This is a genomic window from Methylophilus sp. 14 (assembly GCF_015354345.1).
GTDB lineage: Bacteria > Pseudomonadota > Gammaproteobacteria > Burkholderiales > Methylophilaceae > Methylophilus.
The window spans coordinates 387,181-402,608 of sequence record NZ_JADKYS010000002.1 but is presented as its reverse complement, the minus strand read 5'-3'; the positions used below and the strand labels follow the sequence as shown (position 1 = coordinate 402,608).

16 protein-coding genes and 1 tRNA gene are annotated in these 15,428 nt (G+C 49.6%); 4 read left to right on the top strand and 13 right to left on the bottom strand.

Annotated features, from left to right (window positions below; genetic code table 11):
• Window positions 1-14: 14 nt before the first annotated feature.
• The 5 genes from INP78_RS07175 to INP78_RS07155 form a co-directional block, all read right to left on the bottom strand.
• Window positions 15-947, bottom strand: a complete 933-nt coding sequence (locus INP78_RS07175; protein WP_194741493.1) for a cytochrome c oxidase subunit 3 — start codon at window positions 945-947, stop codon at window positions 15-17.
• Between the two features lie 45 nt (window positions 948-992).
• Complete coding sequence (locus INP78_RS07170; protein ID WP_194741492.1) at window positions 993-1,529, bottom strand: cytochrome c oxidase assembly protein; 537 nt, start codon at window positions 1,527-1,529, stop codon at window positions 993-995.
• A 213-nt stretch (window positions 1,530-1,742) separates the two neighbouring features.
• Window positions 1,743-3,338, bottom strand: coding sequence for a cytochrome c oxidase subunit I (gene ctaD / locus INP78_RS07165; protein ID WP_194741491.1), 1,596 nt, complete (start codon window positions 3,336-3,338; stop codon window positions 1,743-1,745).
• Window positions 3,339-3,364: 26 nt separating this feature from the next.
• Window positions 3,365-4,531, bottom strand: a complete 1,167-nt coding sequence (coxB, locus tag INP78_RS07160; RefSeq protein ID WP_194741490.1) for a cytochrome c oxidase subunit II — start codon at window positions 4,529-4,531, stop codon at window positions 3,365-3,367.
• A gap of 20 nt (window positions 4,532-4,551) precedes the next feature.
• Window positions 4,552-5,013 (bottom strand): DUF2244 domain-containing protein, encoded by a 462-nt coding sequence (locus INP78_RS07155; RefSeq protein WP_228522721.1) that lies wholly within the window; start codon window positions 5,011-5,013, stop codon window positions 4,552-4,554.
• Between the two features lie 538 nt (window positions 5,014-5,551).
• Between INP78_RS07155 and INP78_RS07150 the strand changes: the two genes are divergently transcribed.
• On the top strand, window positions 5,552-6,337 hold the full coding sequence (locus tag INP78_RS07150; RefSeq protein WP_194741489.1) for a DUF2189 domain-containing protein: 786 nt from the start codon (window positions 5,552-5,554) through the stop codon (window positions 6,335-6,337).
• 160 nt (window positions 6,338-6,497) lie between these two features.
• Here INP78_RS07150 and INP78_RS07145 read toward each other — a convergent pair whose 3' ends face one another.
• The 3 genes from INP78_RS07145 to INP78_RS07135 all read right to left on the bottom strand — a co-directional run bounded on the left by INP78_RS07145 (window position 6,498) and on the right by INP78_RS07135 (window position 7,838).
• Entirely contained in the window at window positions 6,498-7,262 is a 765-nt protein-coding gene (locus tag INP78_RS07145; protein WP_194741488.1) for a type I restriction enzyme HsdR N-terminal domain-containing protein, read from the bottom strand.
• A gap of 119 nt (window positions 7,263-7,381) precedes the next feature.
• Window positions 7,382-7,504, bottom strand: coding sequence for a YHYH domain-containing protein (locus tag INP78_RS14695; protein WP_194741487.1), 123 nt, complete (start codon window positions 7,502-7,504; stop codon window positions 7,382-7,384).
• 249 nt (window positions 7,505-7,753) lie between these two features.
• Window positions 7,754-7,838: transfer RNA gene (locus INP78_RS07135), tRNA-Leu, on the bottom strand.
• Window positions 7,839-7,894: 56 nt separating this feature from the next.
• Here INP78_RS07135 and queA point away from each other — a divergent pair.
• On the top strand, window positions 7,895-8,935 hold the full coding sequence (gene queA, locus INP78_RS07130; RefSeq protein WP_194741486.1) for a tRNA preQ1(34) S-adenosylmethionine ribosyltransferase-isomerase QueA: 1,041 nt from the start codon (window positions 7,895-7,897) through the stop codon (window positions 8,933-8,935).
• A 57-nt stretch (window positions 8,936-8,992) separates the two neighbouring features.
• The gene (locus INP78_RS07125; protein ID WP_194741485.1) at window positions 8,993-9,865 is read left to right on the top strand and encodes a hypothetical protein; all 873 of its coding nucleotides are present in this window, start codon (window positions 8,993-8,995) and stop codon (window positions 9,863-9,865) included.
• A gap of 63 nt (window positions 9,866-9,928) precedes the next feature.
• Here the strand turns inward: INP78_RS07125 and INP78_RS07120 are convergent, their stop codons facing one another.
• Both INP78_RS07120 and INP78_RS07115 read right to left on the bottom strand, forming a co-directional pair.
• The gene (locus INP78_RS07120) at window positions 9,929-10,570 is read right to left on the bottom strand and encodes a lytic transglycosylase domain-containing protein (protein WP_194741484.1); all 642 of its coding nucleotides are present in this window, start codon (window positions 10,568-10,570) and stop codon (window positions 9,929-9,931) included.
• A 64-nt stretch (window positions 10,571-10,634) separates the two neighbouring features.
• Entirely contained in the window at window positions 10,635-12,344 is a 1,710-nt protein-coding gene (locus INP78_RS07115; RefSeq protein WP_194741483.1) for a proline--tRNA ligase, read from the bottom strand.
• Between the two features lie 228 nt (window positions 12,345-12,572).
• Here INP78_RS07115 and INP78_RS07110 point away from each other — a divergent pair, with 228 nt between their 5' ends.
• Complete coding sequence (locus INP78_RS07110; protein ID WP_194741482.1) at window positions 12,573-13,382, top strand: hypothetical protein; 810 nt, start codon at window positions 12,573-12,575, stop codon at window positions 13,380-13,382.
• A 36-nt stretch (window positions 13,383-13,418) separates the two neighbouring features.
• On the opposite strand, the gene INP78_RS07105 is transcribed toward INP78_RS07110, so the two are convergent.
• Genes INP78_RS07105 through INP78_RS07095 form a run of 3 tightly spaced genes read right to left on the bottom strand, consistent with a single transcriptional unit; the run spans window position 13,419 to window position 15,426 of the window.
• Window positions 13,419-14,000: a hypothetical protein gene (locus tag INP78_RS07105; RefSeq protein WP_228522720.1), complete on the bottom strand. Its 582-nt coding sequence runs from the start codon at window positions 13,998-14,000 to the stop codon at window positions 13,419-13,421.
• 34 nt (window positions 14,001-14,034) lie between these two features.
• A complete protein-coding gene (locus tag INP78_RS07100) occupies window positions 14,035-14,544 on the bottom strand; it encodes a TPM domain-containing protein (protein WP_194741481.1) in 510 nt (169 codons plus the stop codon).
• Window positions 14,545-14,553: 9 nt separating this feature from the next.
• Window positions 14,554-15,426, bottom strand: a complete 873-nt coding sequence (locus tag INP78_RS07095; protein WP_194741480.1) for a YgcG family protein — start codon at window positions 15,424-15,426, stop codon at window positions 14,554-14,556.
• Window positions 15,427-15,428: the final 2 nt, after the last annotated feature.

Genomic DNA, 15,428 nt, shown 5'->3' with positions numbered 1-15,428 from the left:
CCTTTTTTTGTTGATCAGAGCATGTAGACAAAAATGTACAGGCCCAACCACACCACATCCACAAAGTGCCAGTACCAGGCCACGCCTTCAAAGCCAAAGTGATGCTCGGGCGTAAAGTGACCTTTGATACTACGCAACCAGATTACAATCAGCATCAGCGTACCAATCGTCACATGAAAACCGTGAAAACCGGTCAACATAAAGAAGGTGGCACCATAAGCCCCAGATTTCAGGGTCAGGCCCATTTCTGTATACGCATGATGGTACTCAGCGGCTTGGCAGCAGAGGAAAGTCACGCCAAGGGCAATGGTCAAAAACAGGCCAATAATCAATTGCTTGCGGTTATTTTTAATCAAGCCCCAATGCGCCCAGGTAATGGTTGCGCCGGAACTCAGCAACAGCAAGGTGTTAATTAGCGGCAAACCGCTCCAGGACATCGGATGGAAATCGGGGTTGGGTTTGTAAGCCTCGCCGAGCACCGTACCGCCCGGCCCTTGTGACGGCCACGCACTCAAAAAGTCTTTATACGGGGTAATATCCGGCGCATACGAAGCCAGGTCAGGCACCGACAGCACGCGCATGTAGAACAACGCGCCAAAGAACGCCGCAAAAAAAGCCACCTCAGAACAGATGAACACGATCATGCCAATGCGGAAAGATTTATCTTCCCATTTTTTATATTGGCCAGTGATGCTTTCTGTCACCACCGTGCTTAACCATTTGAACATCATGGTCAGGATAATCGCCAGGCCCAGATACATCATGTACTTGCCTGGGGTTGCCAGGTAGGACAACGCCGGGTTCTTGATAGAGCCATCCAGACGCGTATCCGAACCGGTCACATTAAAAACAAAACCACTGGCCATAGACAGCAATCCGACAGAAATCAGCGCCGGATAAATACTGCCATGCGGGACAAAATAGTGATTCTCTGAATGACTAGCCATGCATTAACTCCCTATCCTTTAACTTATTGCTCGTAATTATTGTGTTTACTGACTTGCCGGAAAAAACGAATACGACAAGGTCATTTCTTGTACATCTTTAGGCAACTCGGCACTGACAAAAAACCGCAGTGGCAAGGCCTTTACTTCCCCAGGTTTGAGTGTCTGCCTGACAAAACAGAAGCACTCGATTTTCTTCAAATGCGCAGAGGCTTTACCCGGCGTCACGCTTGGAATCGCCTGCCCGGCCACCTCCACACTGGTGATGTTTTTTGCTTCAAACATCACCGTCGTAACCTGGCCCGGATGCACCACCATGCTTGCCTGCTTGGGATAAAAGTTCCAACCCAAGCCCGGCATCACCGACGACACAAACTGCACCGTGACTTCGCGCTGCAAATCGACAACAGCTTTGCTCGCACTCTCGGCAGTATTCTTGGTTTTGCCATTCAAGCCGGTGACCGAGCAAATCACGTCATATAAAGGCACCAGCGCAAATGCAAACAGCAACGCCCCTGCGATAATCCACACTAATTTCAACGCCAACTTCTTATTGGCCGCTGCCTGCGTTTGTTCTAATGCCATAACCGTCGCAAACGCCGCTTACTTCCAAATCGTAAACATCGAAATCAGGTACCAGATAATGGCCACTGCAGCTAACAGCCAGGCAATTTTCCTATTATTTGACTGCTTGGGATCACTCAAAATACGTCAACCTTTAAACAAGCCAATCAATCACCGACTGATTGGCTTTTGCTTCAAATTTACTTCAGCCTGTATAGACTTAAGTCTCAGCACTTACTTAACAACAGGCTGCTCAGTAAAGCTGTGGTATGGAGGCGGTGAGGACAATGTCCACTCAAGTCCTTGCGCACCTTCCCACACTTTGTCAGTGGCTTTTTTACCGCCTTTGACACAGCTGATAATGATGTACACAAACAGCAGTTGTGACAGACCCAGTACAAACGCGCCCACCGTCGAAATCATGTTGAACTCGGCAAACTGTAAGGCGTAGTCTGGAATACGACGCGGCATCCCGGCCAGGCCGACAAAGAACTGTGGAATAAAGGTCACGTTAAATGAGATGGCAGTGAGCCAGAAGTGTGTTTTACCCAACTTCTCGTTATACATATGGCCAGTCATTTTTGGCAGCCAATAGTACACGCCCGCCATAATGCCCATGATGCCACCCGCGAACAGGGTGTAGTGGAAGTGCGCCACCACGAAGTAGCTGTTGTGGTATTGCGCATCCGCCGCCACGTCAGCCAGCACCAAGCCGGTCAAACCGCCGATACCGAACAAAATAATCCAGCCAACAGTAAACAGCATCGGAGTTTCAAAGCTCATGGAGCCTTTCCACATGGTGCGGATCCAGCAGTAGAACAGCACGGCCAATGGCAAGGAAATCGCCATGGTGCTATACATAAAGTATAGCAATGCAGGCACCGGCATACCCGCCGTAAAGAAATGGTGCGCCCAAACAACCACAGCTAAAGCGCCAATCGCCCACAGTGAATAGACTTGCGCTTTGTAGCCATACATCGGTTTACGGCTGAATGTTTGCAAAATCTGAGGAATGAAACCCCACACCGGCAGCAACAGAATATAAACCTCAGGGTGACCAAAGAACCAGAACAAGTGCTGGAACATAATCGGGTCACCGCCACCAGCTGCGTCAAAAAAGTGGGTACCAAAGTGACGGTCAGTCAGCAACATGGTGACCGCACCAGCCAGCACTGGAATCGTTGCAATCAACAAGAATGCAGTAATCAACCAGCCCCAGGCAAACATTGGCATTTTCATCAAGGTCATGCCAGGTGCGCGCATATTGTAAATCGTCACAATAATATTGATAGAACCCAATACTGACGAGATACCCAGCAAGTGCACGGCAAAAATAGCAAAGTCAACGCCGATACCACCTTGCACAGAGAGCGGCGGATAGAATGTCCAGCCCGTGGCCAGTGCACCATCACCGACACCGAACAGTGCCAGCGTGAACGGCAGCGTTAACAGGATTGCTGAAGGTGGCAGAATCCAGAACCCCCAGTTATTCAAACGCGGCAAAGCCATATCAGGCGCGCCGATTTGCAATGGCAGCATCCAGTTGGCAAAACCCGTCGCGGCAGGCATCAAGGCAGCAAAAATCATAATCAGCGCATGCACGCCGATCAACTGGTTAAAAAACTCAGGATTCATTAACTGCAAGCCTGGTTTGAATAGTTCGGCACGGATGCCCAGAATCATCGAGCCACCGACCAAAAACATCACCAGTGAAAACGTTAAATACATGGTGCCGATATCTTTATGGTTGGTCGTCGTTAACCAACGCATAATCCCGGTCGGATGGTCGTCGTGATGCTCATCATGATGTGCTACGGTTGTAGTACTCATAGTGCTCTCCTAAAATCGCTCAAATATTATTCGCGTGCAGCTTTAACTTGCGCTGGCTGCACGACTGCATCGACTGCTGCAGTATTACCCAGCGCATTGCGCTCATAGGTGATCACTGCGGCAATTTCCGTATCGTTCAATGTCGCTTTCCAAGCCGGCATTACGCCTTTACCATTCAGCACACGGTCCAGATGACTGTCTTTTTGATATTTACCATCGGCGCCAAAAATCGGGCCAGTGGCAATTTTGCTGCCAGTGAGTGCAGGGAAAGCCGGCGGCAAGCCAGCACCAGTGACCTGATGGCACACAGCACAGTTTTTCTCATAAACCACCTTACCTTGCGCCAGCAACTCGTCTTTGGTCATTTCTTTCACATCGTTAGCGGCTTGTTGCTCACCTTGTTTTTTGGTTGCCCATTGTGCGAACTCTTCTTTAGACACGGCGTTCACCACCACCGGCATATAACCATGGCCTTTACCGCAAAGCTCTTTACATTGGCCACGATACACACCGGCCTTCTCCACCTGCACCCAGGTTTCACGGATAAAGCCAGGCACCGCCACGCGTGAGGAGCCAAACTGCGGCACCCACCAGTTGTGTAATACGTCAGAAGCTGTCATCAGAATGCGTACCTTTTCACCGACAGGCAGCACCAGCGGATTATCAACTTCCAGCAAGTAGTGCTCGCCTTTATCTGCTTCGTTATGCATCTGGTCATTGGTGGTCGCCAGGTTGCTGACGAACTTGATGCCTTTGGCATCACCGTCCAAGTATTCATACTGCCAGCGCCACTGTGAACCCGTGATCTTGATCACCATGGTCGACTGGTCACGTGTATCCTCCATCATCACCACACTGTGGTAAGCCGGAATGCCCATGATGACAAAGTCGATCAGCAGCAAAATCGCAAACGGAATCAGCGTCCAGAAAATTTCAACCGCGGTTGAAGGCGCTTTATCGGCCACAGGTTTGTAGCCCTTGCTGTGACGGTGAGTCACAATGGAGTAAATCATGATTGCCAGCACTGCCACAAAAATCACGGCAGTAATCAGCATAAATTTGTTATGTACGTGGAGGGTATCCAAAGCCATTGGTGTGACCGGCTCTGGAAAATTCCAGGTGAAATCAGCACGTGCACTTAAAGACAAGAACAATGCAAACGCACCAACCCCGAGTTTCTTCATCCCTTGCATCTAATCGCTCCAAAATCCAGTTATTTAGTTTTTAGAAGTACCCGCTTGAGATGAGATGCCACTTGTTCGCGTTGCGCGTTATCCATGGTATCTCGACCAAACTCAACTTCTTGATCATGGGACCCAATCCACAGTGATGTTTTACCGTTCTCACCTTCCCTGAGCGTTATCCGGGTCCAATAGCATTGAAAGCGAACGTGTTTTATTTTTCCCAGCACACTTTGTTCGATTTCAACATGATTCTCAACGAAAGTGATTTTTTCGTAATCACCGCTGTGACGTAATACCACCACAAACGCCAGAACCACCAACACCAACTCCAGGCCAGCAAACGGCAACACCATCCAGGCACCGACATGCAAAAAAGCCATGGCAATCAGTCCTGAAAACACCCCCAGACTTAACAGCAGCTTAAACACACTTTGTTTAGAAGCAGATGCATTTGGCCTGGTGATGCACTGTGTTTCACAAATCGCTAACATATTTGCCAACCCAGAATTCAACCTGTAGCAACTAAATGACGCTTAGTTACAAATTTGTTACATGTTGTAAATTAGCACAAGACAATCCTAGTGACAAGACAAAAAGTTGGGATTGATCCTGTCATTAATGTAAATTTATGGTGACCTGAAGTAAAAATGCATGGCGTGATTTGTGTCATCAAATATGGCCTGACACACACATGCCAACCCAGCAAAACAGCCCAGTCCGGCCGTTTTATTGCGGACAAAAAAGCGCAAAATCAAGCGCGAAAACAGACGTCTGCCAGCGCAGATTTTTTGTGGTAGATTTTAAAAAAGCCATGCAAATGACATGCGAGACATCACTCGTAAGCATGAAATTTAGGTGGTATGCTAGTTGAAAAGTGTTTGTGTAGATCGATGTAAAAAAGACAGTAGTCACGATTGGCCCTGTTAAAAAAGCACACGATTCGCGTGCCCAGGCCGGTTAATCGCGCTACTTGAAGTCATTACTGGCAAGTAATTAATCGTGGCCGTAATTTAACCGGGGGCTAACCACATGAGCATTCACAACCTACGCGCAACAAAAATCAGCGCTGACGATGACATCTCCATCCGCCATGTCAACGCCAATATCATTCTCGACTGGCTACACGCAGGCGTGACTGACATCCACCTCGGCGGCCGCGCCAGCCTTTTTTACGGCATCATCTTTGCCGCCACGGGTGTCATCATCCATGCAATATTTGCCGAAAACTACTGGCTACTGGCCGGGTCAACCACTGGCTTCTTTCTGCTTGGCCCCTTTTTGGCAATGGGCCTGTACGACCTAAGCAGACGCCTGGAAGCCGGTGAGCCACCCGCCTTACGCCCGACGCTAACAGCCTGGATGCCCAACCTGCTTAACGTGATGCTATTCACGGTGTTATTGGTGTTCGTGTTTTTAGCCTGGGCACGCCTGTCCATGAGCATCTTTGCGCATTATTTCAGCGGTGCATTGCCAACCTTTGCCGACGTAGTCATTAACGTATTCACGTTTAAACAACCTACATTTCTATTCGTTTATTTTTCTGCTGGCGCCGTGTTTGCCGCATTTATTTTCAGCATCAGCGTCATCGCCATGCCCCTCATGCTAGACCGCAACGCCAGTGCCTGGACAGCCGCCATCACCAGCCTGCGCACCTGCGCCCATAACCCGGCACCCATGCTGCTATGGGCATTCTGTATTGTCGTCCTGGTGGGTTTTGGCCTGGCGACCAACTTCTTGGGATTGATCTTAACCATGCCAGTGGTTGGGCATGCTAGTTGGCATGTCTATCGAGATCTCATCGCTATTAAGAATTAGCTCGGGCCTAGTAATAGGCAACTCAAGCTCAACCGCGGAATCATATAAAAAAGCCTAGATGGAAATCTAGGCCTTTGAATTACTTATACTTTGAGTCTTTTCCGCATTGTCTTGAGAGCACTACAATTGCTCTAACAATACTCCTCTCAACACACTCACTTTACTGGATAACAGCCTTAGCTTTTAAACGAGCCTGCGCCCTCGCACATTTCTTAATTAGTTCGATAGCTGCCGTAGCTTGCTCCCCTTCGATCAACTCTCTTTTAATCACATCCGTCAGCAAGAGGTTCTTTAAGAAATCATCTTCAATTTTTGAAGTCGGACTTAATTTCTTGAGTTCTTTTTTGATGGTTAATAGCACAGCCTCTGTAGTAAGTAATGCGCCGATTGAATATTTGCTTGTTGCTTGCTGTTGTTGATAGAAGGCGGTCATGCTGGACTGAGTAAAACCTTCACGGCTTAGGTTACCAAAGCACTCAATTAACTGTGTATTTTTTGCTGTGGTTTGAAGAAGATCAACTTCAAAGATTAATGATTTATCAATCGGCTTATCAAAGTGAATCTTGTAAAACTGCCAGACGGCGCCATTGGTTAATACCACCCACTCAATGCCGTGGTTCGCTCCGTAATCAATAGCTTGTTTAACATGGTTTTCTTTTAGATCAATGTTGATAGCTTTGACTTCAACTAAAAACCTAACATCATCCCCAACCTTAACAGCCAAATCAACATAGGTACCGCGTATTGCGAACTCAGTTGTAATTTCCAGATATTTTTTATAACCAAGCAACTCAGCAAGCATGTCAGCAAGGATCACGACGGTATCTGATTCGCTGATGTCGCGATTTTTGGCATCGGCCAGAATAGTTTGGTAACGCTTCAGGTTTAGTGTTAAACGCTCAACTACTTTCTTTGGTAGTGCCATACCTCTCCCCTTGCTGAAACTAATTATGAATAGTGAGTCCTGCCTTTTTTAAATACCTTATGTCACAAGTGAACAGATACCGGCTAATTAGCGGGTATCTAGAAAGCTATATAAGTTGTTTAGTGGCAGTGATAACCGCCGATTTTCCTGTCGTGGTGACAACCGTTCTTGTCGGCACCACCCGAGTGAGCGTAGCAATCTATAGAAGAAATAAAGATGGCAGCTAACAAAAGATATCGCATTCGCCTCCCCCTATAACCTAAATAAAACTATATTTCTAATAAAATATATTGATTTTCATGTAGCTTACTTTGCAAATACAAGTTTATCAATACTGATAGAAGAGGGTAAGTTTTGTTATCGCCTAAGCACTCCTTGTAAATCGGGGGACATCAAGCGACCGTACGATATGAAAAAAGGCCTAGATTTTCATCTAAGCCTTTAAAATTTATTCTGTTTTGAGTCTTTTCGGTACTATTTAAAGTACTTTTTGGTGCCGGGAGCCGGAATCGAACCGGCACGCCTTGCGGCGCTGGATTTTGAGTCCAGTGCGTCTACCAGTTCCGCCATCCCGGCATGGGATATAATGTTGGACATCTCAAAGACAGCTATTATAACCATAATTTTGATTTATGAAAACTCTAGATTTCGATTTTTATCTTCCACAACACCTGATTGCACAACATCCACTGCCGAATCGCTCAGAAAGTCGCCTGCTCGAGGTCAATGCGATAGGGCAAAGCATACAGGATAATTATTTCCGCCAGATTGCCGATCACTTTGAAGCAGGCGATGTATTGGTGCTTAATGACACTAAAGTGATCAAAGCCAGGCTGTTTGGGCAAAAGGCGACCGGCGGCCAGATTGAGGTGATGATAGACCGCGTGCTGTCTGAGCATGAGGCTTATGCGCAAATCAAGTCTTCACGTTCGCCCAAAGCGGGTAGCTTGCTGCACTTATCGGGCGATTATCAGTCCGAGGTGTTAGGCAGGCATGCTGACATGTTCCATATCCGCCTGTTGGGCAATGAGTCCTGGTATGACTTTTTGGAACAATATGGTCAGTTGCCATTGCCGCCTTATATTGAGCACAAGGCGGATGCCGCAGATGATACGCGTTATCAAACCGTGTTTGCCAAGCACGCGGGCGCGGTGGCGGCACCAACGGCAGGCCTGCATTTTGATGAAGCCTTGTTACAGGCGCTTATCAACAAGGGCGTGCATGTACGCTACGTGACATTGCATGTGGGCGCTGGGACGTTTCAACCGGTGAAAGTCGACAATATTGCCGAGCATCATATGCATAGCGAGGTTTACCATTTGCCTGAAGAAACCATTAGCACGATTTTGCATGCGCGCGCCAACGGCAAGCGCGTGACGGCTGTGGGGACCACTTCGCTACGTACGCTGGAAAGTGCGGCGCATGTGGGCAAACTGTTTGCGCATCATGGCGATACCAATATCTTCATCACCCCAGGATTTGAGTTCAAATTGGTCGACAGGCTGATCACGAACTTTCACCTGCCGAAAAGCACTTTGATGATGCTGGTGTCTGCCTTTGGCGGCTATGATTTGATGCGTAAGGCTTATGCACATGCGATTGATCAGTCTTACCGCTTTTTCAGTTATGGCGATGCCATGCTGATTACGCGTTTGCCGTCAGCAAAATCTTAAACTTGCACGTTAAAATAGAATCTATCAATCACCAATAAAAAACAGGATGACGGAGATATGCAATTCACCCCAAAAACGCTGAGCGCACTGGCACTCTCTTGCCTGACGCTCATCGCCCATGCTGAGATTCTGCCTGAGGCAGAAGTCGGCGTGAAAATACCCCTGGTAAAGAAACCGACCACACGCCCAATGTCAGTGGCCTACCTGCCCAGCAATCAACACTATTACATTGCCGATGGTGGTCTGGCCCCCATGGGCAGCGAGTTCGAGGCGCCAATTTCAAAGTCTGAGGTGCATGCGTTTGCGGCAGACGGCAGTTACGTCAACTCGGCCAAACCGGGTTACGACAACCGCTCGCTGTACTACAACCCCAACTCCGGCAAGCTGGAAACCATTACCTATAACATTTCCAGCGCCGTAGGCTTTTCACCTAACACCGGCATTTACAGTCTGGATGTGGGTGACAAAGGCGAGCTGCTGGGGACCTCGGGCGAGGTGGCGCAGTTTAACCCTGCGTTTGGCGATGCAGGCACCATGCCTAGCTACGACCCGGCCAGCAAGCATTATTATGCCAAACAGGACAGAGGCAACCTGGTATTTGTCGTCGATGCCAAACAGCGTGAAAAACTGCAAGAAATCAAACTCGACTTTGCCAAGGCCCAAGTGGCACATGACGACGTGAGTGATCATTACATTGCGTTTACTGGTGTGGCGGGCAATGAGTTAGCCCTGCTCGATGTTGACCATAAAGCCGTGCTGATTTTTGACCTGAATGGCCAGTTTGTTGGCAAAAGTGCACTGCCTGCGACCATAAAGCTACGCTCGCAAAACCACTTCAATGGCTTGGGCTATACCAACGGCATGCTGTTTATCTACCATGAGCCAGAAGGTGAGTTTGGCACCTATTACGGCTTTAAAGTCGTCAAATAAGCAAAGTCCCAACAGGCCATAAAAAACCGCGCGATTGCGCGGTTTTTTATTTTGGCTGATACATCACTGGCTCGCCACATTCAGCTTAAGCGTTTCTGGCGCTGACACATAATGCCAGTGATTGCGCCAGGCCCCAACCACCAGATTCGGATATTCAGGTTTGCCCAGGCTGCCGTTATAACGCCCAAGCGCGCGGTAATAATCGCCACGCTCAATGTCCAGATAATGCCGCAAAATCGTGCAGCCATAGCGCAGGTTTAAACGCATATCAAACAGGTTATGTTCATTGGTGCCGATCGACTTTACCCAGAACGGCATCACTTGCATATAGCCACGTGCACCCACACTGGACACCGCATATTTTTTGAAGCCACTTTCGACCTGGATCAGGCCCAGTACCATCTGCGGATCCAGACCTGCACGCGTAGCTTCGTAATGAACCGATTTCAGGAAGTCCTCGCGGTATTGTGCGTCGGGAATGCGCTTGGTCAGGCGTGCGGACATCTCTTGCAACCAAAGTTGCGCCGCTTGCTCGGAATCGAACAATAGGCGCGGCGCCGCCAGGTCGCTGACAGACTTTTGCATCAGCGCCTTGACACTATTGGCCAGCGGCTCCTCTTTCTGGTTGCCAGCCATGGTGGGGGCTGACCAAGCACACAGGCCAATCAGCACACACACAAAAGAGAAAAAGAATACTTTTTTCATCCCATCTATTCTAAGAAAAATGCACGCGCCAGAAGCGCAAAACAGAGGGATTAACGCCCTCTAATTACTGACCAAGTTTGTCACGTAAAAACGCTACGCATTCAGACACTTGCAAGTTTTGTGCCTCAGCGTCAGTACGGCCTTTGTATTCGACTTTACCCTCAGCCAAACCACGGTCACCGATCACCACCCGGTGCGGGATGCCCATGAGATCGCTTTCGGCAAACATCACACCCGGGCGCTCGCCACGATCATCCAGTAACACGTCTACGCCTGCTTGCTGCAATTGGCCGTAAAGGTCAAACGCCGCCTGTTTCACGGCTTCACTCTTATCGAGGCCAATCGGGCAGATGACCACAGAGAATGGCGCCATGCTCAATGGGAACACAATGCCTTTTTCATCATTGCCCTGCTCAATGGCCGCGCCGACAATCCGTGACACGCCAATGCCATAACAGCCCATTTCCATCACTTGCGTCTGACCATTTTCGTCCAGATACGTCGCCTGCATGGCTTCAGAATATTTGGTGCGCAATTGGAAAATATGGCCCACTTCAATCCCGCGGCATAAATCCAAAGTGCCTTTGCCGTCCGGGCTGGCATCCCCAGTCACCACATTGCGGATATCAGCGACCACGGCTGGCTCTGGCAAGTCGCGGCCAAAATTGACCCCGGCCAGGTGAAACTTAGGTTTATTGGCGCCACAAACAAAGTCACTCATCAGGGCAACGGTTCTATCTGCCACCACGCGCACATTGGCGTTGACGCCGACCGGGCCAATAAACCCTGGTGGGCAGCTTAATTTGGCGCGGATTTCTTCTTCGGTTGCCAGACGGAAATCTTGTACGCCATCCACCTTGCCAAATTTCACTTCGTTGAGTTGATGATCGCCACGCAACAATGCCAGTGTGAACACATCATCCACCATCAGTGCGACGGATTTCACGGTTTTGCTCACTGGCACCTCCAGCAACTTGGCGACGTCTTCACAGGTGGTTTGTTTAGGCGTATCGACCTCACGCATGGTTTCAGTCGCTGCCGCACGGCTACCCGTAGCAACCGCCTCAGCCAACTCAACGTTAGCCGCGTAATCAGATTGCTCGCAATAAGCCAGCGCGTCTTCGCCGCTGTCTGCCAGCACATGAAATTCTTGCGAACCGTCACCACCAATCGCGCCAGAGTCAGCCTTCACTGCGCGAAACTTCAAACCCAAACGCGTAAACACATTGCTGTAAGCCGTGTGCATGGTGTTGTAGGTATTCACCAGACAATCCGCGCTAGTGTGGAAAGAGTAGGCATCTTTCATCAAGAACTCACGCGCGCGCATGACGCCAAAACGCGGACGAATCTCGTCACGAAACTTGGTCTGGATCTGGTAGAAATTAAGCGGTAACTGCTTGTAGCTGCTGATTTCCTTGCGCGCGATGTCAGTAATCACTTCTTCATGCGTGGGGCCAAAACAGAAATCACGCTCGTGACGGTCTTGAATCTTGAGCATTTGCGGACCAAACACCGCCCAGCGGCCAGTTTCTTCCCACAACTCTTTTGGCTGTACGGCTGGCATCAGCAATTCCAGCGCGCCCGCTTTGTTCATTTCATCCCGCACAATGTTTTCAACCTTGCGCAACACACGCAAGCCCAGCGGCATCCAGCTATACAAGCCACTACCGAGCTTTTTGATCAGCCCGGCACGCACCATGAGTTTATGACTGATGAGTTCAGCGTCCGATGGAGCTTCTTTCTGGGTGGCAATGAAAAATTGTGAGGCGCGCATAAAAGTAAATTGAATTGAAATCTAAAGGCAGGATTTTAGCCTTAAACCAGCACTTAGTCAGTAACAAACCACCGCTACACAGCTCACTGATAAGCAAGTTCAATATTTTACATTTATACAAAACTAATATACATTAACTATCGGCCGCTTAGCCGCTTGCGGGCGTGGCCTGCAACATGTCATAGAAGTCCTTGAATTAACGACTCAAACAACAGAAAGGCATTAACTATGTTGGCACTCACTCATCGTACATCTTCAATCCTCTTTTCAGCCAGCCTTCTAACTGTGCTGTCTTTTAGCACTCAGGCCAATGCAGCACTGGTCAGCTACACCTCAGAGGACACCGAGCTTTTTTACAGTAGCATTAGTGACGTCACCTGGACAAAAGATGCTAACTTGCTCTCCACCATGATTTCCAATAGCGGCTATAGCACAGTGGTGGATGCAATTCTTACGGCAAATACGGGCGTCACTTTTGGTAGTACACCTTATACGCTTTCAAACGCTGACTTTAGCAATGTGGGCGAGACCTCATGGTGGGGCGCCATGGCCTTTGTTCACTACCTAAACACCATCAACTATGCAGGCAGTGATGAATGGCGCTTACCTACGGTGACTGATATTGGCAATGATGGCTGCAACTGGAGTTTGGGTGGCACCGACTGCGGATACAGCTCTGCGACTAACGGAACAACACCTAACGATGAATTTGCAGAGCTTTATTATAAGGAGCTAGGACTAGAGCCATTTGGTGGCGTACACAGCTCAGGCTATGGTATAGGTAGCCCATTCAACAACGTACAATCATTTTACTGGACTGGTACGGAGCTAATCACAGACACCAGTGGCGCATTCGAGTTTTTCGCCACTTATGGCTATCAGGAGGTATATATGAAAAATGCTACCACCTGGTTCGCCTGGGCAGTGAGTCCTGGATCGATTATTCCTGTTGATGTGCCTAGCGCGGTGCCAGAGCCTGATAGTGTCGCTTTGTTACTGGCAGGGATAAGCTTGTTGCTGGCGCGGTCACGCCGCTAGGTTTTAAGGCTTGCTCGCCGCCCACTTGTTCAGCTTTTATTTGCGCTCAAGGATGGGACTGTCGGTCGGGATATAGCCCTCTTTCCATGTTGCCATGGGTAAGACTGTGGCTGGAAAGCCGTTATCGTAGAACCAGCTATCAACGGCATATTCAGCCTTGGTGGCTTGCTCACGGATGGCGGCCGTACTGTGTGGCCAGCCGGTAAAGAAGAACTTGCGGGTGCGGGTATCCAGAATCTCGTGAAAGCGGATCAAACCGGCCTGTTGCATCAGGCGCATATAGGTCGTGCTATTGATGGCTTCGTCGTTGCAGTCTTGCTGATGCAGGTAGTCACTATTGTTGAAGGTGCCTGCACGGTCGGCGGTGGTCCCAATCTTGGTGCCCACCATGTCTTCGAGCACACCGATGGCCTTTGAAATCGCCTCACGTTCGGCGTCTGCATTGGCTGGCAGCGGCGAAAATATCTGCACCACATTGTCCCACTCTGCCTCGGTCAGTTGCAGGATGTCGGACTGTACACAACCTCCGCCCTGGCAAATCTCAAAGGCAGTCAGCGCAGGCTTGGTGTGGTAAATACGGTAGATATCATTCAGGTCAGCGTGTGCTGGCGCGCCCATGAACAGGCACACGAACAAGCTGAGTATGCGAGCGCTAGAGAATGAGGACGCGGTTGGAAAGTTCGTTACGAGGTACGGCTTCGGGCGGAAAGTGCGCAGCCAGTTGTTCGCCAATCGCTTGTATGCCATGCACCACACCTGCTTCAAACTGCCCACTTCTGAATATCCCTTCCATTTGCTGGCAGATTTGTTGCCAGCCTGCGTCTCCGACGTGCCGGTGTATGCCACGGTCGGCCACAATTTCAACATCGTGGTCAGCCAGCAACAAATAAATCAGCACGCCATTATTGTGTTCGGTATCCCAGATATTGAAATGGCCAAACAAATTGATTGCGCGTTGCCGCGGTTTTAAGCCTCGAAGAATAGCATACGCAGGTAAACCAGATTCAATCACGACGCGAATTTCACCTGCGTGGTGACGCTCGCTTTGCGCAATCGCTTGCTCTATGTGCCCGAGTGCCTGGTGAGAGAACAACGCGTTCACATGTCTTGGATGACTCCAGGCATGCTTTAACCAGCGTTTTAAAGGATGTGTCGGTTTCATAATAATGTGTTACCAATCCCCGGAGGCACCGCCACCACCAAAGCCACCGCCGCCGCCACTGAAAATATCCGGGCCGCGGCTGCCGCCGGAATAGCCGCCAAAACCACCGGGATAAGCACCGTAGCCTGAACCACCCCCACGCCCGCCCATGGCCAACGTGAACACAAAGGCCGCCAAGCCAATCAGACCCATGATCAATGCTGTCGCACCCAGCCAACCAGCGAGGCCGCCAAGTAAGCCGCCGGTGACCAGGCTCCCCGGAAAATCGCCCAGCATCCCCTTAAAGATCGCCCCGCCGATAATCGCCGCAAACATTAAAATAGGCAGCATGCTCATCCAGTCATCAGCATGTGCCTGACGCGCTTGTTTGGTGGGGGCTGGCAACTGCTCGCCTTGAATCAATTTAATCAAGGTATCTGTCGCCAGATTCAAGCCCTGGTAGAACTGACCTTGTTTAAACGCGGGCGTCATTTGCTCACTGATAATACGCTTGGCAATGGCATCGGGGATCGCGCCTTCCAACCCATAACCCACTTCGATGCGCATTTTTCTGTCGTTTTTAGCGACGATAATAATGACGCCATCATCCTCTTTGTCACGGCCAATTTTCCAGGCGTCGGCCAACCGGATACCAAACTGTGCGATTTCTTCTGGCTGAGTACTCGGCAACAATAATACGGCCACTTGCGAGCCAGCCTGTTGCGAAAACTGGCTGAGCTTTTGGTTGAGCGCCGCTTGCTCCCCGGCAGACAAGGTCTGCGTCAAATCCGTCACCGCAGTTTGCAGTGGCGGAATATCGACCAGGCCATCGGCTGCCTGGCTGGATGCAATGCCAAACAGCAAGCACCCGGCAAGCAATAAAGATTTCCAGCGAACAGCCATGG